General features: G+C 49.2%; 14 protein-coding genes. 3 read left to right on the top strand and 11 right to left on the bottom strand.

The genetic code is table 11. From position 1 onward, the window contains the following. Nucleotides 1-55: 55 nt before the first annotated feature. The 3 genes from ltrA to ACLIN2_RS14545 form a co-directional block, all read right to left on the bottom strand. Complete coding sequence (gene ltrA / locus ACLIN2_RS14555; protein WP_411501590.1) at nucleotides 56-1,318, bottom strand: group II intron reverse transcriptase/maturase; 1,263 nt, start codon at nucleotides 1,316-1,318, stop codon at nucleotides 56-58. 606 nt (nucleotides 1,319-1,924) lie between these two features. Next, nucleotides 1,925-3,985, bottom strand: a complete 2,061-nt coding sequence (locus ACLIN2_RS14550) for an acyltransferase family protein (protein WP_411504391.1) — start codon at nucleotides 3,983-3,985, stop codon at nucleotides 1,925-1,927. Between the two features lie 589 nt (nucleotides 3,986-4,574). Continuing rightward, complete coding sequence (locus ACLIN2_RS14545; protein ID WP_092270149.1) at nucleotides 4,575-4,775, bottom strand: hypothetical protein; 201 nt, start codon at nucleotides 4,773-4,775, stop codon at nucleotides 4,575-4,577. A gap of 189 nt (nucleotides 4,776-4,964) precedes the next feature. Here ACLIN2_RS14545 and ACLIN2_RS14540 point away from each other — a divergent pair, with 189 nt between their 5' ends. Beyond that, complete coding sequence (locus ACLIN2_RS14540) at nucleotides 4,965-6,623, top strand: multicopper oxidase family protein (RefSeq protein WP_411504390.1); 1,659 nt, start codon at nucleotides 4,965-4,967, stop codon at nucleotides 6,621-6,623. Between the two features lie 128 nt (nucleotides 6,624-6,751). On the opposite strand, the gene ACLIN2_RS14535 is transcribed toward ACLIN2_RS14540, so the two are convergent. The 6 genes from ACLIN2_RS14535 to ACLIN2_RS14510 form a co-directional block, all read right to left on the bottom strand. After that, nucleotides 6,752-8,707 carry an ATP-dependent DNA helicase gene (locus ACLIN2_RS14535; RefSeq protein ID WP_411504389.1) on the bottom strand — a complete coding sequence of 652 codons (1,956 nt, stop codon included), beginning with the start codon at nucleotides 8,705-8,707 and terminating at the stop codon, nucleotides 6,752-6,754. Between the two features lie 145 nt (nucleotides 8,708-8,852). After that, nucleotides 8,853-9,824, bottom strand: coding sequence for an ABC transporter ATP-binding protein (locus ACLIN2_RS14530; RefSeq protein WP_092270155.1), 972 nt, complete (start codon nucleotides 9,822-9,824; stop codon nucleotides 8,853-8,855). 12 nt (nucleotides 9,825-9,836) lie between these two features. Further along, nucleotides 9,837-10,823, bottom strand: a complete 987-nt coding sequence (locus tag ACLIN2_RS14525; protein ID WP_301172899.1) for an ABC transporter ATP-binding protein — start codon at nucleotides 10,821-10,823, stop codon at nucleotides 9,837-9,839. A 15-nt stretch (nucleotides 10,824-10,838) separates the two neighbouring features. After that, nucleotides 10,839-11,744 (bottom strand): ABC transporter permease, encoded by a 906-nt coding sequence (locus tag ACLIN2_RS14520; RefSeq protein WP_174769283.1) that lies wholly within the window; start codon nucleotides 11,742-11,744, stop codon nucleotides 10,839-10,841. Between the two features lie 15 nt (nucleotides 11,745-11,759). Then, nucleotides 11,760-12,680 (bottom strand): ABC transporter permease, encoded by a 921-nt coding sequence (locus ACLIN2_RS14515; RefSeq protein ID WP_092270161.1) that lies wholly within the window; start codon nucleotides 12,678-12,680, stop codon nucleotides 11,760-11,762. A gap of 99 nt (nucleotides 12,681-12,779) precedes the next feature. Next, complete coding sequence (locus ACLIN2_RS14510) at nucleotides 12,780-14,396, bottom strand: ABC transporter substrate-binding protein (protein ID WP_328211621.1); 1,617 nt, start codon at nucleotides 14,394-14,396, stop codon at nucleotides 12,780-12,782. A gap of 540 nt (nucleotides 14,397-14,936) precedes the next feature. On the opposite strand from ACLIN2_RS14510, the gene ACLIN2_RS14505 reads away from it, so the two are divergent. Then, on the top strand, nucleotides 14,937-15,296 hold the full coding sequence (locus ACLIN2_RS14505; RefSeq protein WP_122961780.1) for a Lin0512 family protein: 360 nt from the start codon (nucleotides 14,937-14,939) through the stop codon (nucleotides 15,294-15,296). 47 nt (nucleotides 15,297-15,343) lie between these two features. Here the strand turns inward: ACLIN2_RS14505 and ACLIN2_RS14500 are convergent, their stop codons facing one another. After that, nucleotides 15,344-15,691 carry an MGMT family protein gene (locus ACLIN2_RS14500; protein ID WP_411504388.1) on the bottom strand — a complete coding sequence of 116 codons (348 nt, stop codon included), beginning with the start codon at nucleotides 15,689-15,691 and terminating at the stop codon, nucleotides 15,344-15,346. Between the two features lie 71 nt (nucleotides 15,692-15,762). Next, complete coding sequence (pepF, locus tag ACLIN2_RS14495; RefSeq protein WP_411504387.1) at nucleotides 15,763-17,577, bottom strand: oligoendopeptidase F; 1,815 nt, start codon at nucleotides 17,575-17,577, stop codon at nucleotides 15,763-15,765. A 242-nt stretch (nucleotides 17,578-17,819) separates the two neighbouring features. On the opposite strand from pepF, the gene ACLIN2_RS14490 reads away from it, so the two are divergent. After that, complete coding sequence (locus ACLIN2_RS14490; protein ID WP_411504386.1) at nucleotides 17,820-19,046, top strand: aminopeptidase; 1,227 nt, start codon at nucleotides 17,820-17,822, stop codon at nucleotides 19,044-19,046. The last annotated feature ends 66 nt before the right edge of the window (nucleotides 19,047-19,112 follow it).

Genomic DNA, 19,112 nt, shown 5'->3' with positions numbered 1-19,112 from the left:
AGTAACTCCCGTCCTCTCACACCACCGTACGTACCGTTCGGTATACGGCGGTTCATCAAGCTTGACGAATGACAGAATATCGTTGTAATAAGCTTTTCAGCCCTTGTTGTTGCCAATATGCAACTCCGAGGGCTTTGTGCATTTGAGGAGTCTTTGTGGTACGCCATGCACCCTTTCTGGTGTTTGCAATTTCTATTGCTTGGACGTGCGATAAACCCAGAGAGCGAAGTTCTCGATATCGGGTTCGTACTCGCTTCCACTGAGACCACAAGCAAAGTCGAAGTCTACGTCGTATCCATTCGTCGATAGATTGAAGGATTTTCTTTGCATCCGCAAGGGCAAAATATCCGATCCAACCCATGAGGTACTGGTTTAGCTTCCGAATCCTTTCATCCATAGAGATGCTCCATACCGGATTAGTGATGAAGCGGATTTTCTCTTTCAACTTCAGAAGTGATTTTGGATGAAGCCGAATCCTTGCTTGTTTTGCATTAGTGAAACCGAAACCGAGGAACTTACGCTTCCAAGGTCGATCCACTGCGCTCTTCTGCTCATTTACTTTAAGCTTAAGTACCTTCTCCAAGTAGCTTTGGATACTTTCTTTTACCCGTTCTCCCGCCCGCTTTGTTCTCACGTAGATATTGCTATCGTCTGCGTATCGACAAAAGCGATGTCCCCTCTTTTCCAGTTCTTTATCCAAATCGTCGAGCAAGATGTTCGCCAATAACGGACTAAGTGGACCACCTTGTGGTGTGCCCTCTACTGCCGAAAGGCAGATGCCATTGACCATGATGCCTGCTTGTAGATATGCGCGAACAAGTTTCAACAAAGCTTTATCTTTTACTTTTCGAGCAACCCGACTCATTAAAATATCGTGATTAACCCGGTCGAAGAATTTCTCTAAGTCCATATCCACGACAAAGCGATATCCTTCGGAAATATAAAATTGTGCTTGTCTCATGGCGTCATGCGCACCACGGTTCGGTCGGAATCCGAAACTGGATTCTGAGAAGTGGGGGTCAAATATAGGAGTAAGAACTTGGAGGATGGCTTGTTGAATAAAGCGATCTATCACGGTAGGAATACCTAATAACCTTACTCCTCCGTCAGATTTCGGGATTTCGACTCTGCGGACAGGGGAAGGTTTGTAGGTCCCTTTCATAATCTGCTTTTTAGTGGTCAACCAGTGTTCACGGATATAATCGCGCAGTTGTTCGGTTGAAACACCGTCGATTCCCGCCGATCCTTTGTTTCTTTCCACTCTTTCGAGTGCCACTAATAGATTTTCTCGTGACAGGACTTTCTCCAACAGCTCCATGACGATACCCTTCCTCCGCACGCATCCTTCTAGTCTTGCCGGACAATACTCAGCCCTCTCTTGTACCCTCAGGGCTTCACCCATTTTCTCCAAGAGTAGTTCCTTACAGAATTCTGCTTCACAGTATTATCACGAAAGTGATTAGCGGATGTGTTGACTTAATGTTCAGCCCTTCCCCGTTCAAGCGTCCTTTACTTGGGTACTATGGCTTCTGCTGACTTCTGCATGTTCAGCGTCTCCTTACGAAGACGGTTACCAACATTTGAAGGCACTTCATGCAGACCTCCCCAGGTAAGAGCGATAACTTTCATCCCATGTACCTGCCCAAGTTTACTGCTGTATTCCTTGGCTGTATGGGGCTTCGTCTTGTTTGGCAGACTCACCCGAATACAACAGCCTCAAATTGGGTTCGTGTACCTCAGGTCGGGACTTTGCCGCCGGCTTCCTTCAGATTCCACCTCGCGGTGGACACCCTTGCCTTGGGCTAACGGTTGGTACAGCCAACCCCCGTTCGGGACTTACACCCTAGAGCTATCGCCCATGCTGGGCGCACCAAGAAAAAAGGACAGCAACAGATGCTGTCCTTGCCTTGCCATTATCCTGTTTTCAATCTTTCTTCTTAGCTGTTGCTTTCTGAATAGCTTTCGCCAAGAACTCGGCATAAACCTTCGCACCCTCTGGTCTGAGGTGAACGCCGTCATCATAGAAAAAGGTGTCCTTGCCTGCACTCACAGTGTACCAGTCGAGCAAAACGGTATGCGGGTAGGTCGCAGCTACTTGCGCAAGTGTTGTATTGACGACACTTTCCCAAGGCTTCGGAACTCTCGTATTCACCAGAATAATGTGATCAACTCCATCAAGTGAATCCAGGAGCTTGATAAGCTGCTTCTCGCTGAAGGACCCATTCGTCCCCAGTTCGATAACAACCGTGTCGCCAAGCAGCCCTTTTGCTTTGAGGTTCGCCAGCACAGCAGGAGCTTGAGACATTTGTCTTCCGATTTTGCCGTCGATGACAATACCTGGCAGCAGCTTTTCCAGAAAAGGTTCGATATCCAGCATAACGGAGTCACCCAGAGCCGTGACTCCTTTTCCAGATCCCATCGGTTTTTGCTCTTGCTTTTCATTCGAGTCGGCTGTTTTCTGGTCTTGCTCTTCTGTCGCTGTCTGATCAGGCTGGCCTTCCTGTTTTACACCTTTATCTTCAGCGACAGCTACATCCTTTTTCTGTACCGAATCTTTTGCTTGTGTCGATTTCCCGCCAGCCTTTGCTTGTGCGGATGTTTCCTTTTTACCGCCCTTTTCCTCCGCCTTTGAAGATGCGCTTTGCTTATTCCCAGCAGAACCGTTCGGATGGACTGGACCTACCTGTTTGGGCAGTTCAACCGTGTAAACGACATTCTGTTTAGGGGCTTCCGCTTTTTTGCTGGGGACAGGGGTTTGACTGGCAGTCGCATCAGAGGTCAGCGATGCAACACCGAAGTATGTCGCACACAAAACCACAGCGCATGCATAGGCAATGATTCTCTTATAGCTTCTTTTCTGCCCTTCGCGGCGCTGGGCAATTCGCGACCAGATTCTTCCCAGTGCTCCATGGCGAATGGGTTCCTCGATGTATTTCCATGACAGTGCTGCCAGTACTATGCAAGCGAGCACTTGAAGAATGGCGCGAGGGATCGCGTATGCATCTGTATGCTCCGGACCGGGATTGGTCAGCACAATGACCGGGTAATGCCACAGGTAGATCCCATACGACCGGACGCCAAGCCATTTCAACGGCTTGCAGCCCATCCATTTGGCGAGTGTACTCGCGGGGTGAGCCAATGCAGCGACGACGAAAGCACTTACGACAGAGAGAAGGACAAGACCTCCGCGATACAGGAACTCATCATATTGATTCGTTTTCCAAATCGCCAGTAGCATAATGACAAGTCCTGCACCACCAGCCAGGTCAATGGATAAGCGCGCACGGCGGGAAATGGTAGCGGATAGCTTGCGACTCGGCCACACCATCGCGAGTGCTGCACCGATCAGCAAAGCGAATACACGTGTGTCCGTACCGTAGTAGACACGGCTTGGATCGAGTCCAGGTTCGTACATCCACGCCATCGCTACTGCAGAGATTGCGGCAGCCAAAAGTGTAATCACGACGAGCGGACCACGTCGCTTCATATAACGAAGCCCGAGGGCGAGTAATAGTGGCCAGAACAAGTAAAACTGTTCTTCAACTGCCAACGACCATAAATGACCGAATGGCGATGGGGGGCCAAACTTTTCGAAATAGGAAACATCCTGAAAAATGAGCCACCAGTTACTGACGTACAGCACAGCTGCTGGGACGTCGCCTTTCATACTGGGAAGATGGTCTGGTTTGAACCAATTTACCCAAGCTACAACCACAACCAGCAGTAACAAAAGAGCGGGTAACAGCCTACGGGCACGACGTAACCAAAAATCTTTCATATCGAGACGTTGATTCCGGCTCCACTGGGCAATGAGCAGATCCGTTATGAGATAACCAGAGAGAACAAAAAAGATTCCGACACCCAGCAATCCTCCAGGTGCCCAATTGTAATTGATGTGGTACAAAATAACAGCAAACACTGCCAAGGCTCTCAGCCCGTCGATTCCAGCCATGTATCGGCTGGTGCCTTTCAATGGCTCAGGCATGTTGACGGCCTCCCCTGCGTGCGTGGTTCCATTCTTGATGAGACTTTTCCGTACTCGATATGCAGCTCATCTGCATTCTCCCCTTTTTGTTTCCATTCTGTTCATTGACTAAAGTTGACCGGGGTCAGCCATTCCACATCGGGAAATGCGTGCTGTATGAATGCAAAGCCCCCCTATTTTCCTCAAATAGAAAACGGGGCTGGTATCCTTTTTCATGGTTCCAATCATATTTGCCCGTATTCAGGATGTGTGTAGCGACTCGCATTGGGGGGTGATGCCCTCTTTTCGTTTATTGATGTATCATTCATCGCCTCTTTCCCGTACCCATTTACAGGAAATTACCTTTCGTTTGCGAGTATGGGTCCATATGTACGCTTCAAGCAGAGGTAACCTCGTGTAATTCGATTATAAGACGATCCGCAGGTAAAACGCGTTACAAAATGTTTACGAAGTTCGGGAGGAAACTTTCCCGGAATTCATCGACAAAAAGAAAGAGAAGCTGTTGGCGTCGATATCTGCCAACAGCTTCCTTATGTAAGCGTTGCTCCGTACCGGAAATGATCTGACAATCTATGATCATTTTCCAACATTAAATGTGATGTGTAAACAAATAATTCAAGAAAAGTCCTCCACTAATGACCGCAATTACCATGAAAATAATGCCACTGCGAATCCGTTGCGAAAGGAGACGCATGAACCCCAGACAAAAGAACACACCGGTCACCAGAAAATACGCGATTCCCACCCAAAATAAACTCCACGGCAAGCTCGCCAAATCTACATTACCCAACGACTACACCTACCCTACTCTCATCTACTTTCCATTTTTTCACCATTGATACTCCATTATAACAGGTCTTTCGTCCAACTTCTGATCCCTACCACATTCGTAACAGAAGTTTCATACATCGATGTCTTCATGGTTTCTCCATATTGTTTTGCTACCTTACCGTTAGATAACTTCAAAGGAGGTCTGCACTTGTTTACCCATCACGCAGGAAAAAAATGGCGCCGCCTGTCCATCCTGCTGGCAGGGATCCTAACCCTGTCCGCTTGTTCCCTTACCAGTTCACCGATGAACCACGAAGGTCATGAAATGCCCACGAAGAATTCAAAGGCAACTTCCGCTGGAGCATTTGAAGTTCTGAGCGGGAACTCCTTTACGTTAACCGCCAAAGAAAGCATGTTGCATCTGGACAACCAAACAATGAAAACTGTCTGGACGTATAACGGAACCGTACCTGGCCCCCAATTGCGCGTCAAGCAAGGGGAGAAAGTAAAAATCGTACTGAAAAATGAACTCCCCGACCCGGTCACCATTCATTGGCATGGTTTGCCTGTTCCCAACAACATGGATGGCATTCCGGGTGTCACGCAAAACGCAGTCAAACCTAATGAGACCTTCACCTATGAATTCACTGCAAGCGTGGCAGGCACATACTGGTATCACTCGCATCAGAGAAGCTCCGTGCAGGTGGATAAAGGGCTATATGGATCTCTCGTCGTCGAGCCTGCTGCTCCTACGGCAGATCCTGCCGATCAGGATGTCACACTTGTCCTGGATGAATGGATGCAGGACGACAGTATGGCCCAAATGCATGGCGGTGGCAATTCCGGCGGAGAAGAGATGAATGGCATGGATCATGGGACTATGGATCATGGATCTATGAACCATGGCTCCATGAGCAGCAGCGCAAATCCTGCTATCAACCAAAGCCAAAATACTGCTAACGGTCACGAAGATATGGCCGGAATGAGTGACGCAGAAATGATGCCGCTGATGTATACGATTTTTTCTGTCAACGGAAAAACCGGCCCGGCAATCCCTCCGATTCATGTGCAGGAAGGAGAAAAGATACGGCTTCGCCTCGTCAATGCTGGGTATCTTTCGCATAAGCTGAACCTGCAAGGGCATGAATTCAGGATCGTCTCAACCGATGGCCAGCCCATTCACAACCCGCCCCTCATTAACGGGCAGCTGCTGAACATCGCTCCCGGAGAACGCTACGACATCGAGTTCGTGGCAAACGAGCCCGGAAGCTGGCTGCTGGAAGAAAAAAGCCCGTATCCTGGGGCAAAATCACTGGCCGTGCCCATCCTCTACAAAGGCTATGAGAAGGAGAAAGCGAAACCGGATACGCCCCAAATGCCGATCGTTGACATTACCAAATATGGCGAGGCAGCCAAAAGCAGATTTAGCTTGGATCAACAGTACGAGATTACGTATCAAATGGACCTGAATACACAGACGATGGATGGGCAAATGGCATTTACCATCAACGGGAAGACATATCCGGATGTTCCTCCTTTGAATGTGAAAAAAGGAGATCTTGTCAAGGTCACCATGGTCAATCGTTCCAAAGAAGACATCCACCCGATGCATCTGCACGGTCATTTTTTCCAGGTGCTCAGCAAAAACGGCCAGCCGGTCTCGGGCTCCCCACTCATCAAGGACACGCTGAACATTCTACCGGGAGAATCCTTCGTCGTTGCCTTTGTCGCTGATAATCCGGGAGACTGGATGTTCCACTGCCACGATCTCGGACACGCCGCACAAGGAATGGTTTCCGAAGTTAAATACGCAGGCTACCAAGCTGATTTTGTGCCAGATCCTAGCATCGGAAATATGCCAGAGTAGCTCCCATACACGATCGGAAACTCGGCTCCTCCAAGCCCTCGCTAAAATTCTGATACATTCTTTCTTTACAAGAAAAAAGAAAAGAGCAGGAACACAACCGTTCCTGCTCTTCTTTGCACGAGTCCAAACTACAAGACTGTTTTCCATTCTACTCCGGCCGGGAAGACATCCTTTACGTGCTGTCTCAGCTTGTCGTTTGTATAAAGCTCCGTACTTAAGATGGACACGATACCGCTATCCTCTCTCGTCCGAATCAGCCTGCCAATCCCTTGACGAAGCCGCAATAGCATATAGGGCAAATCGACTTCTTCGTACGGCACGGCCGCACTTTTTCTTTTCGCAGCGTAGACGGGGTCGTTTGGAGGAAACGGCAGAGACCAGATCACAACATTGGACAAGGAAGATCCTGGGACATCAAGCCCCTCCCATAGTGATACGGCACAGAGGCTGCTCTGCTCGTCCTCCTGAAAACAGGATATGAGGTGAGTGATTTCCTGATCTCCCTCATAATAAATGCGCATGTCCGCGCATTCGGGCACACTCTCTATGGCTTGCTTGAACTGCCGCATTTCCTCCAAGGAGTTGAACAACAGCAACGCACGTCCCTCTGTACGCTTCAAAAGCGCAGTCGCTGCCTTCATTTTTTCCTGGAAAACAGATTCGTCGGACAAATGCGGAACGAAAGCCTCCATCTGCTCCGGATAATCGTACGGAGACGGCACGGAGAACGATAAGTAGTGACTGATTCCCAAATTGTCCGCTACAAACTGAAACGATCCATCGACGGAGAGCGTCGCAGAGGAAAAGATGATCGGCATTGCTTCAGCAAAGACGCGCTCTTTCAAGACTTCCTGTACCATTTTCGGCATGACGATGAGTGTCGAGCCAGTCCCCGTCCCCTCCTGCGTCATCCACGAGATGACTTGGTCAGGTTGTCGGAACAAGCTCAAGGCGAGCTGCATCATCTCCAAATGCTCTTCCACAATACGCAGCTGGAATTCATCCAGCGTATATAGCCCGCTCTCCAATGCAAGCTCTTCTTCAATCCAGCCGATCTGCTCGGTAAAGCGGTTGATGGCTTGCAAAAGAGCAGCATCAAAATGAATCTCTCTCCGATTGGAGCCGATGACCGCTTGGCTATGCTTGTCCAACTGGTAGAACATTTCTTCGCTCTGGGTAATAGCGTCTTCCACTGCAACTGCAAGAGATTCACGGATTTCGCCTTTGAGCAGGCGAGTAATGATTTCTTCAAATACAGCATGGTTCAGCTTGTACGTCAGTGCCTTCTGTGCGGCAGGCTCCAGCAGATGACCTTCATCAAAGATTACCGAGCTGTGGCTTGGCAGGAGAGGCAGCTGGCCGCCTCTTTTTCTGGCCTCGTACGTCCAAACGTGCTCCATATAGAAATCATGGGAACAGATGATTAAATCGGCTGACTTTCGGTAATGGTTTCTCGAAAGTGTTTGCCCACAGCGATGCTGCTTTTCACAAGCAAAGCAATCCTGGAACGAATCCCAGTTGACCATTCCCCATTTTTCATCGTTTAATTCAGGATAATCAGCGCGGTCTCCGTACGGATAAAACGACTGCAGAGCTTCATAGGCATGTACAAAAGGAGGCAGCTCTTGATAAATCAGCTGGAAGTCTTCGCCAAGCTCAGGCTGATGTCTTACTTCGTCGAGCTTTCGCAGACAGAGATACTGATCAGGAGATTTCCCCATTCTCGCATCGATGGTCAAGTCGAGATGTTTCGCTAGTTTCGCGATATCTCCCTGTGGCTTGACCAGCTGTTCAATCAGCGATTCATTGGCACAGGCGATGATTGCCGGTTTTCTCGTGTAGCGTGCGTAGCAAATGGCATACAGCAAATAAGCAAGCGTCTTCCCTGTCCCGACACCCGCTTCTGCAAAAATCGTTTGCTTTTCAGCAAAAGCGCGCTCGAGCTGAAAAGCCATGTAAATTTGTTCATCTCGTACTTCGAAGCCTGCATCTGGCAAGATGTCATAAAAAACGTCCGCCACCCAATCGCTCACTTGTGAGATAAACGACTGGGTAGGGTCGTATTGAAAAGGATACCGTTCCACTTCTGTCCTGCCTCCATTAATGAAAAGTCCATCGATCTATTTGATGCCAAGATGTAATCATGACACGTCTTGTCCATAAACACAATAAGAATGGCTCAAAAAGATCAAAGTGGTGGCAAGGATAAAACAACAAACCCTACTTCTGTTATACCAACGGGAAATGACAGGCGACTGACCGCCCATCAAATTGCTGAATTTCCGGCTCCTTACTCTTGCAAATGTCCTGTACATACGGACATCTGGTATGGAATCGACAGCCGGATGGCGGACGAAGTGGGCTGGGAATATCCCCTTCCAAAATTAGCTTCTCCTGATTGCGCGAACGAGGGTCGGGGACCGGCGCCGCTGCGATCAAAAACTTGGTGTACGGGTGAAGTGGCTGTCGATACACTTCTTCCGTCGGCCCAAGCTCCATCATTTTCCCCAGAAACATGACTCCGATCCGATCCGAGAAATAACGAACAACACTCAAATCGTGGGAGATAAACAGGTACGTCAGATTGTTTTGTTCCTGCAGCTTTTGCAGCAGGTTAATAATCTGCGACTGGATCGATACATCCAGAGCGGACACGGGCTCATCACAGACGATGAACTTCGGATGCAGAGCCAGAGCACGAGCAATCCCGATACGCTGTCTCTGTCCGCCGCTGAACATATGCGGATAGCGGGAGCCGTATGCTTTACGCAGACCGACCAGCTCCATCAGCTCTGCAACACGGTCTTCCCTCTCTTTTTTCCCGAGCGACTCATGTGTGATTAACGGCTCCGCGATGATATCCGATACTTTCATCCGAGGATTTAACGAGGCAAAGGGATCCTGGAAAATGATCTGCATCTCTTTCCTCAGCTGCCGCAGTTCGTTTTGCGACAGTGAAAAAATGTCTCTACCTTCGAAATGTGCAGTTCCTTCCGTCGCATCCAGGAGCCGTATCAAGGTCCTCCCCAGCGTGCTTTTTCCACAGCCGGATTCGCCCACGATCGCCAAGGTTTCTTTCTCGTACACATCAAAGCTGATATCGTCCACAGCATGGACCGTACCTGTTTTTTTCCCAAAGAGTCCCTTATCTACGGGGAAGTATTTTTTTACATTTCTCACTTGCATGAGTGGCTTGTCCATCTCTTCCCCTCCTTACTGATTGTATTTGATACATCTGACCAGATGATCGTTGCCCATATCGACCAGCTGCGGCTCTACTTCACGGCAAGCGTCTACCGCATATTCGCACCTCGGATGGAAACGACAGCCACGTGGAAGCTGCAGCATATTGGGAACCATCCCTTCGATACTGTAAAGACCTTTTGATTTGTTCTGGTGAACATCTCTTCTCGGAATGGACTTTAGCAAACCTTCTGTATAGGGATGCTTCGGATTGTCAAACAGGTCAAAAACATCGGCTTGCTCCATGATTTTCCCTGCGTACATGACGTAGACATAATCGCACATCTCTGCGACGATCCCCAGGTTGTGCGTAATCATAATGATGGACGTGTCGATCTCTGCCTGCAAATTTTTCATCAGCTTCAGGATCTGGGCCTCAATGGTCACATCGAGAGCGGTAGTGGGCTCATCGGCGATCAACAGCTTGGAGCGGCAGATCAAAGCCATCGCGATCATCACCCTTTGCCGCAGCCCGCCCGAGAGCTGATGCGGATAGACGCTATAGCGCTTTTCCGGTTCCGGAATCCCGACCATCGCAAACATCTCAATAACTTTTCGCTTCGCTTCCGCTTTGGTCATATTTTCATTGTGCAGCAGCAGCGTTTCAGCAACTTGCTTCCCCACCGGATAAACGGGGTTGAGCGAGGTCATCGGCTCCTGAAAGATCATCGAGATCTCATTTCCACGAATCGATCTCATTTCTTGCTTGGAGATCCCTACGAGATTTTTTTGATCAAAACGGATCTCTCCCCCCGCGATCTTCCCAGGTGGCGCTATCAGCTGCATAATCGACAGGGACGTCATGCTCTTTCCACAGCCGGATTCGCCCACAATCCCGACAATCTGGCCTTTTTTCACCTTGATGCTGACATCATCCACTGCAGGGACAACACCTTTATCCGTATAAAAATACGTTTTGAGGTTGTTTATTTCCAAGATGGTATTGTCTTCTCTCATCCGTTTAGCTCCCCCTTATTGCTTCAAGTATGGATCCAGTGCATCGCGCAGGCCGTCTCCCAGGAAATTGAACGCCAAGACGATCACTAAAATGGCGATCCCCGGTGCAATCGCTACCCAAGGGGCATTGAATAGAAACTCTTTTCCGTTGGAGACCATGAGCCCCCAACTGGATGCAGGCGGCTGAGCCCCGACTCCCAAAAAGCTAAGACTCGCTTCGGAAAGGATAGAGCCTGGGATTTCCAGTGTAAACAGAACGAGCAGCTGCGGTATGCAGTTGGGGAGAATGTGCCGCAGCATGATGATGTAGGGCTTGACCCCTACAGCTCTGGCTGCTTCCACGAATTCTTTATTTTTCAGGGATAAGGTCTGCGCACGTACCACCCTCGCCGTTCCTGCCCAGCCCACGATACTAAGCGCGATAAAGATGTTTAAGAGGCTCGCCCCCAGCGTGTACATGACCACCATCGCCAAGAGCAGGGATGGAAAAGATAGCACCATGTCCGAAATCGTCATGATGACAAAATCGGTTCTCCGTCCGAAATAACCAGCGACGATTCCGAGGACAATCCCGATCGACATCGTAATCATGCTAGGTACAAGTCCGATCAAAAGAGAGATTTGAGAGCCGTAGATAATACGGGACAAAACATCCCTGCCAAACATATCTGTTCCTAGCCAATGCTCCAGGCCAGGCTTTTGAAATTGGTTGTCGAGATTGACTTCATACGGATCATGCGGAGCGATCCACGGAGCAAAGATCGCCATCAAAACAAACAGCAAGATGACAATACCGCCGGTGATCGCCATCCGATCTTTTTTCAGCGATCGGAACACGTCCTGCCAAAAGGTTTCTTTGACCAGCTCGTCACTGGCTTCTATTACTTCTTTTTTGAGCATCAGATTTCTCGCTAGATTCATGCGTCATGTCCTCCTTTAGTCATATTTGATCCGTGGATCGATCAGGGAATAGAGTATGTCTGCAACTAAATTCCCCAAGATGACCAGAACAGTCGTGAACATGACGGCTCCCTGCAAAAGCGGCATATCTCTGCTCTGAATGGCGTTTACCGCGATCCTGCCGATTCCCGGAATACCGAATACACTTTCTGTAATGACCGCACCAGACAGTAGACCCGCCACTTGCAGAGCCATGACGGTAACAACGGGAAGCATCGAGTTTTTCAAAGCATGGTTGAGGATGACTTTGATCTCGAGATTCCCTTTTGCTCTTGCCGTTCGGATATAGTCATTTCTCATAACCTCCAGCAAGCTCGATCTCGTCAGTCGTGCGATTGTACCTGCCGAGCTCCAGCCGAGAACGATCGCCGGCATGATCAAGTACTCGGGTCCGCTAAATCCGGAAACAGGCAAGATCCCCAAAACCATGGAAAAGATGTACTGGAACAGCAGCCCTGCCCAGAAAACGGGTATGGACACACCCAATAGGGAGAATCCCATGATGCTGTTATCTAGAAAGGAACGCTTTTTCACGGCTGAAAGGACACCAGCCGGAATCCCGATGATCCATGACACCAGTGCTCCCGACATAGCCAGAGCCAGTGTGTTTGGAAAGGCATCAAGCAGCAGCGTCGTCACCGAACGATTTAATTTGTACGAGGTCCCAAAATCACCGTGCAAGGCATCCCAAACAAAACGGAAAAATCGAACGTAGGCAGGATCGTCGAGATGCATTTGGGCACGGACCCGCTCTACCACATCCGTACTGATATGCTCCTTCATCATGAGAGCAATAGGGTCACCGGGAATGACATTGAGCATGATAAAGGTAATGAGTGAGATTCCGAATATGACAGGAATGGAAATGAGTAGTCTCTTTACAATGTACGCCCCCATCAGGCCCCTCCTTTTCACAACAGCCCCTATGTAAAAATAACTACCAGGCAGCAGTAGTTATTTTTACGGGAGACTGTTCATTTCTTCTTGCCTAACCGCTTATTTTTCTTCCACGATATCAATGTCATAGAAGCTCATAGCCGACCAGCCATTCCAGGAAACCTGGAAGTTCTTCACGCGAGGCTGAACGACAAACAGGTGATTGAGAGCAAAGAGCGGGATCCATGCAGCATCTTCCTGTACAATTTTCTTTTCCAGCTCTTGATACAGTTTGATCCGTTCATTTTGATCAACCATTGTCCGTGCTTTTTCTAGATCATCCTGAACGGCTTTGTTTGTGTAGTTGAAAGAGCGAGCCTTTGCATTTTTCGCAGAGAAGAACGTATAGAAGAAGTTGTCGGGATCGTTGTAGTCGGCTGACCAGTTATTATGAGCAGACGGCAGTTTCCCTTCTTTACGTGTCGCAAAATAGGTAGACTCGTCCATTTGCGTGATTTTGACCTTAATCCCTACTTTGGAAAGCATGGCTTGAACGGCCTCGTTCATTTTTAGCGTATTCGGGCTATCCGTCACCTGGGCAATTTCCATGTCAAAGCCATTCGGGTATCCGGCTTCTGCCAGAAGCGCTTTCGCTTTTTCTGGACTATATTCAATTTTTGGCAAGTCAGGGTTATAGCCCAAAAGTCCAGGCGGGGAAATGCCATCTACGAGCTTCCCTTCTCCGTTGTACAGTTTGTCCAAAAGCGTTTGACGGTCAAGAGCCATTTGGATGGCTTTGCGTACGCGCACATCGCCCAAGGCTTCCATGTCTTCGTTAAACGCATAATAATACACGCCTACGATTGGTCCGCTCACGACTTGGTTCTTCCACTTGTCGTTGCCTTTAAACTGCGGGATTTGCGACGCGGAGTCTTCCAAATCCAAGATGTCCAGCTTGCCGGTCTCGAACATCATGCGGTTTGTCTCTGCATCCGGTACGATTTTCATGACCAAGCCATCGAATTTCGGTGCCCCACGCCAGTAATCCGCAAAGGCTGTCATTTCTATGCTGTCGTTCAACGACCATTTGGAGAGCTTGAACGGTCCTGTACCTATCGTTTTATCCGGTTCAAGTCCGAACTGATCGCCTGCTTCTGTCACGGCTTTTCGGTTGTAAATAGAGCCTGGAGGAGTTGCGAGGTTCGCTACAAAGGGAGCAAAGGCCTCTGACAGCGTAATTTCAATCGTGTTGTCATCGATTACCTTCAACCCGCTGACGCTATCTGCTTTTCCATCCATGCGCTCCTGTGCACCTGCAATCATGTCCAGGAAGTCTGTGTTCAACGCTTTTGTCTTTGGGTCCAGCATGCGATCGAACGTAAACAGCACGTCATCCGCTTTGAAAATCTCGCCATTGTGGAACTTCACATTTTTTCTGAGGTGGAAGGTGTACTTCAAACCATCAGGAGAGACATCCCAGCTCTCCGCCAGCCCAGGAACCAGCTCGGATTTACCAGGCGCCACGGTTTTGGCTTCAACCAGTCGATCATAGATGTTTAGAGGAATCGTATAATCATCGGTCGTTAACTGAACGTCTGCCGTACCAGGGTCTTTTTGCTGAGAGATAGTTAACGTACGGCCGGAGCTAGCGCTCTTTCCACAGCCGCTTAAGACAGCGGATGACAGAATAATCAGAATTAAAATGAATGAAAATAGCACACGCGAAGGTTTTTTCATAGAATTGCTCCTCTCGATCTGAAAGATGTGTCATCGGGCGTCATTCCTGTACGCAGGTCATCTTAGGTGGGTACACCTCCCCCAAACACGTATATTTATAATGAATGTTACCCTTCTTTGCGTTAACGCGTCATTTCACAAACTGTACAAACATTCTAGTAATTTTGATTATTCTTTTATTCACCTTGTCTAATTTTCTCATGCTTTCATTTCCTTTTTTGTATAAAAATACTCCTCATGCTTAAAAAAGGGTAAATGCTGCATGAATCGATCAATTGGAAGTCGCGAGAAACGCCCAGAACAACCTGCGGGATTCAGCTTGTATGCCCAACTGGATTCGGAAGGCTTGATGCCCAGCTGCCATCGAACGATTGGGCTATCCTGGGTGAAAATCCGCTATAGGCCTATTGCCACTCGCCACTTTCGAGATTTTGTGATCCACTACTTCTCGCCCTGAGAATTTGTTTTGTCACAATCTCGTCCCCAACAACGTGATAAAATAACAGGGACAAAGAAGGCTTACATAGGAGTGAGACGAATATGGAAAAAGTCATGTTTATTGAAATTGGGATGGGCATTGACCTACATGGACAAAACGTCACCAAGGCAGCTGTACGTGCCGTTCAAAATGCCATTCATCACAACTCGATGCCGGGTCTGCGCATGGTTCTCCCGGAAAACAATATTCACAACATGAAAGTCAATGTTCGCTTGGCCGTCCCTGCGGACCAAGACAAATTGGATTTGGACACCGTCCGTGCAGAATTGCCTTATGGGGAAGTCACGTTTGAAGTAGTAGAAGGTGGAATGCTGACCAGCAGCGGTGTGGTCATCGCTGAAAAAGAAGACAAAAACGACCTGGCCTACGTCGTCATTGCTTCCGTAGAAGTGGGATATTAAGGATAAACGGCAAAAAACAGGCTTGCCTAGGCGCAGGCCTGTTTGCTTTACCCTCTTTCTTCTTCGCGTAGAAACGGATCCAGCTCTTCGGCGGAAACGTATTGAAAGGTATTCAAGTCAATCGCCCCGTCATCAGACACTCGCACTCCTTCTGCTTCCAATCGCATTTTTTGCTCGTGAAATGAAATTTCATCCGACAGTGCGATCATGCCTTTCGCGTTAATCACGCGATGCCAGGGCAGTTTATGCTTTTTGCTCATGGAGTGAAGGATTCGCACCACCTGTCTCGCCCCTCTCGGACTGCCTGCCAAGCCGGCAATTTGGCCATAGGTCATGACAGTCCCTGCCGGTATTTGCGAAATGATTTCCACTGCACGCTGGGTAAATGGTCTCATTCTATGCTCCTCTCCCAAAAGAAAGAGCTTGCGCGGCTTTCACCTGCACAAGCTCAGCCATTCCTGCTTCCTTACTGCTCCTGCGCGGCAAAAAGCTCTTCCAGCTGGGTTATCAGGCTGCCCACGTAGGCAACGGCATCGCGGATCGGTTGTGGATCAGACATGTCGATCCCAGCCATCTTCATCAGCTCCAGTGGCCGCTTCGTTCCTCCCGCTTTTAGAACCTCCAGCCAACGATCCACTGCAGGCTGTCCTTCTTCCCGAATTTTCGCTGCTACCGCTGTGGAAGCCGTCAAGCCTGCTGCGTACGTGTATGGGTATAGCCCCATGTAGTAGTGCGGTTGACGCATCCAAGTCAGGCTGGACGCTGCATCGAGCTCGACAGCATCTCCCCAGAAATTCGCAAGGACCTCGCTTTTCCACTCGGACATTTTCTTCGCGGTAATCGGAACATCGACTTGTGCGGCTTCGTACACTTTTCGTTGCAGCTGCGCTTCCAGCATGTGTGTCACGAAGTTGTGATAGTACGTATTCAGCAGCTGGATGATCACCCAGCGCTTCAGGCGAGGGTCGTCGGATTGCTCCATAATATGCTGTGCCAAAAGAAGCTCGTTTAACGTCGACGGTGCCTCAATAAAATACATCGTCGGACGGAAGTTGATATAAGCCTGATTTTGGCCGCAAAGGATCCCATGACCAGCATGACCGAGCTCATGAGCCAACGTAAACGCACTGCGCATATTGCCCGACCAGGTAATCAGAATGTACGAATGGTTTCCGTACGGAGTCGAGCAGAAGGCGCCTGTCGATTTGCCTACGTTGTCTACGTAGTCGATCCAACGGTTGTCCAGCGCTGTTTCCATGATCTGCGCGTATTCGGGCCCCATCACTTGCAAAGCGGATTTGATCAACTTGCCCGCTTCTTCAATCGTTACAGGCGGACTAAATTCCGGGTCGAGCGGCGCCTTCAGATCGCAGAACTGCAATTTCTCCAAACCCAGCTCTTTCGCTTTTAGCTTGGCAAAGCGCCGCATGTGGGGAGCGAGCTGTGTCCCGATGATGTCCAGAATATTATGGTACATATCTAAAGTGACTTGCTGGGGCTGAAGCAGCATTTGCGTGACCGATTCATACCCACGCAAGCGAGACATCACGGTTTGCCGCTTGACCTCTGATGCATACACGGCCGCAAAAGAGTTTTGGTAGTTGGCAAGTGTCTGCGAAAACGATTCGTAGGCAGCGCGTCGCAATGCCGTATCTGACGACATTTCATAATCTGTTTCAAACAGGGCGAACGATACCGGTTGCTCTGCCCCTTGGGAGTCCCGTACAGCTGCAAATGTCATATCAGACAGCTTCCCTCGATTGTAAATCGTGTACGGAGCAGAGAAGACCTCCCCTAACGCTGCGAGAGCGGATTCGGTATCTGCACTCAAACGGTAGGGCTTTGTTTCCAACAGCTCGTGCAGGCTCTTGCGATAAGTCTCAAGCCCCGGCTCCTCCTGCAGATACGTTTCGATCGTACCATCGGGCAAGTCGAGGATCTCGGAGGAAATGAACGAGAGTGCTGCATTCAAGGCAGAAATCGCATCTCCCACCCGCGCAGAAATTGCCTGATTTTGCGGATTGGTCCCATCCTCTGAAGTACGCAATCTGGCATAGGTCGCCACGAGCTGCGCCCTTACGACAAGCTCATCTCTCGCTTCCAGGCAAGCCAGCAAATTTTCTGCCCCACTATGTAATGTCCCTTTAAATGCAGTGAGCATGGGAAGATGATCGATTATTTCCTGCAGCTCGGCATCCCATGCTTCTTGGGTTGAAAATAAGTCGTCCAGATTCCAGGTTTGCTCAACTGCCACATGCTCACGCGTCGTTCTAGATTTCAATGCTCACGCCTCCCTCGATTTCGGTAAAATGTTTTCTATTTATTAAAATTGGATTCTTACTGGAATATTCCTCTATTTCCAAAAAAGAAAGCGATCGCCAAAGGTAGGCTCGAAAGCAGCGGGATTCTGTCTCTTTCTGCGCTTTCCTAGGAAATGCGCAATAAAAATTAATAGAAGAAAAAACCAGATGGACAGCTATAATAAGGAGTAAGGTTAGGTATTGTACATAGGAGGTTTTCTCGATGAATTATGAATCGTTAATCGATCGCTATGCAGAGCTAGCTGTTAAAGTCGGTGTCAACGTCCAGCCTATGCAGACTCTCGTCATCACAGCTCCCATCTCCTCAGCTGCATTCGTGCGCAACGTCGCGAGAAAAGCGTACGAAGCCGGCGCCAAAAATGTACAAATCGACTGGACTGACGATGAGCTCACCAGAATGAAGTACGATCTCGCTCCTGATGAGGCTTTTCGTGAGTACCCGATGTGGCGGGCAAAAGGACTGGAGGAGCTCGCGGAAAACGGAGCGGCTTTTCTTTATATCAATGCATCCAATCCCGATCTTCTGAAAGGGGTCGACCCGGAGCGAATCTCTACCGCCAATCGCACGGCTGGTCAGGCACTCCATACGTTCCGTAGCTATTCCATGGCTGACAAAGTGAGCTGGAGTGTCATTGCCGTTCCGTCCCCTGCCTGGGCATCTGTCGTATTTCCAGACCTGCCAAAAGAAGAGCAGGAGCGCGCACTTTGGGAAGCCATTTTCCGTGCTACACGTGTCGATACGGAGGACCCTGTGAAAGCTTGGCACGACCATCATGCAAAGCTCAATGAAAAAGTCGACGAGCTCAACGCGAAGCAGTACCGCTTCTTGCATTACACAGCACCAGGGACGGACCTGACCATTGAGCTTCCCCCTCGCCACATCTGGATCGGCGGAGGCAGCGTCAATAAAGATGGCACCTCCTTCATGGCCAACATGCCAACCGAGGAAGTCTTTACAGCCCCTCTCAAACAAGGCGTAAACGGAACGGTCACCAGCACCAAGCCATTGAGCTATCAAGGCAACCTGATCGAAAACTTCACGCTTACCTTTGAAAATGGACGGATCGTCTCCGCAAAGGCTGAAAAAGGGGAGGCTGCACTCACGAAGCTGATTGAAACGGACGAGGGCTCCCATTACCTGGGTGAAGTGGCTCTGGTCCCGCATTTCTCCCCCATTTCGGAGTCGAACATCATTTTTTATAACACGCTTTTCGATGAAAATGCTTCAAACCATTTGGCCATCGGGAATCCTTACCCCGTCAACATCGAAAATGGAGCCAATATGAGCAACGAAGAGCTGGAGGAATACGGTTTGAATAGCAGTATTACTCATGTCGACTTCATGATCGGTTCGGTCGAAATGAATATCGACGGGGAAACGGCGGATGGCAGCCGGGAACCGATTTTCCGAAACGGCAACTGGGCGTAATAAATAGGGGCAGGCGGAACGAGATGGGTGTTCTGCACTGCCTCTTTTCGTTTGGGGCACTTTCAT

Source organism: Brevibacillus centrosporus (assembly GCF_046622605.1).
GTDB classification, from domain to species: domain Bacteria; phylum Bacillota; class Bacilli; order Brevibacillales; family Brevibacillaceae; genus Brevibacillus; species Brevibacillus centrosporus.
The sequence above is the reverse complement of the archived record's forward strand: the minus strand, read 5'-3'. Positions and strand labels throughout refer to the sequence as shown.

Bases quoted from the DNA above. Each gene is read 5' to 3' on its own strand.
- ltrA (WP_411501590.1), bottom strand. From the start codon at position 1,318: ATGGAGCTGTTGGAGAAAGTCCTGTCACGAGAAAATCTATTAGTGGCA.
- ACLIN2_RS14550 (WP_411504391.1), bottom strand. From the start codon at position 3,985: ATGCCTGAGCCATTGAAAGGCACCAGCCGATACATGGCTGGAATCGAC.
- ACLIN2_RS14530 (WP_092270155.1), bottom strand. From the start codon at position 9,824: ATGGACAAGCCACTCATGCAAGTGAGAAATGTAAAAAAATACTTCCCC.
- ACLIN2_RS14525 (WP_301172899.1), bottom strand. From the start codon at position 10,823: ATGAGAGAAGACAATACCATCTTGGAAATAAACAACCTCAAAACGTAT.
- ACLIN2_RS14520 (WP_174769283.1), bottom strand. From the start codon at position 11,744: ATGAATCTAGCGAGAAATCTGATGCTCAAAAAAGAAGTAATAGAAGCC.
- ACLIN2_RS14515 (WP_092270161.1), bottom strand. From the start codon at position 12,680: ATGGGGGCGTACATTGTAAAGAGACTACTCATTTCCATTCCTGTCATA.
- ACLIN2_RS14510 (WP_328211621.1), bottom strand. From the start codon at position 14,396: ATGAAAAAACCTTCGCGTGTGCTATTTTCATTCATTTTAATTCTGATT.
- ACLIN2_RS14505 (WP_122961780.1), top strand. From the start codon at position 14,937: ATGGAAAAAGTCATGTTTATTGAAATTGGGATGGGCATTGACCTACAT.
- ACLIN2_RS14500 (WP_411504388.1), bottom strand. From the start codon at position 15,691: ATGAGACCATTTACCCAGCGTGCAGTGGAAATCATTTCGCAAATACCG.
- ACLIN2_RS14490 (WP_411504386.1), top strand. From the start codon at position 17,820: ATGAATTATGAATCGTTAATCGATCGCTATGCAGAGCTAGCTGTTAAA.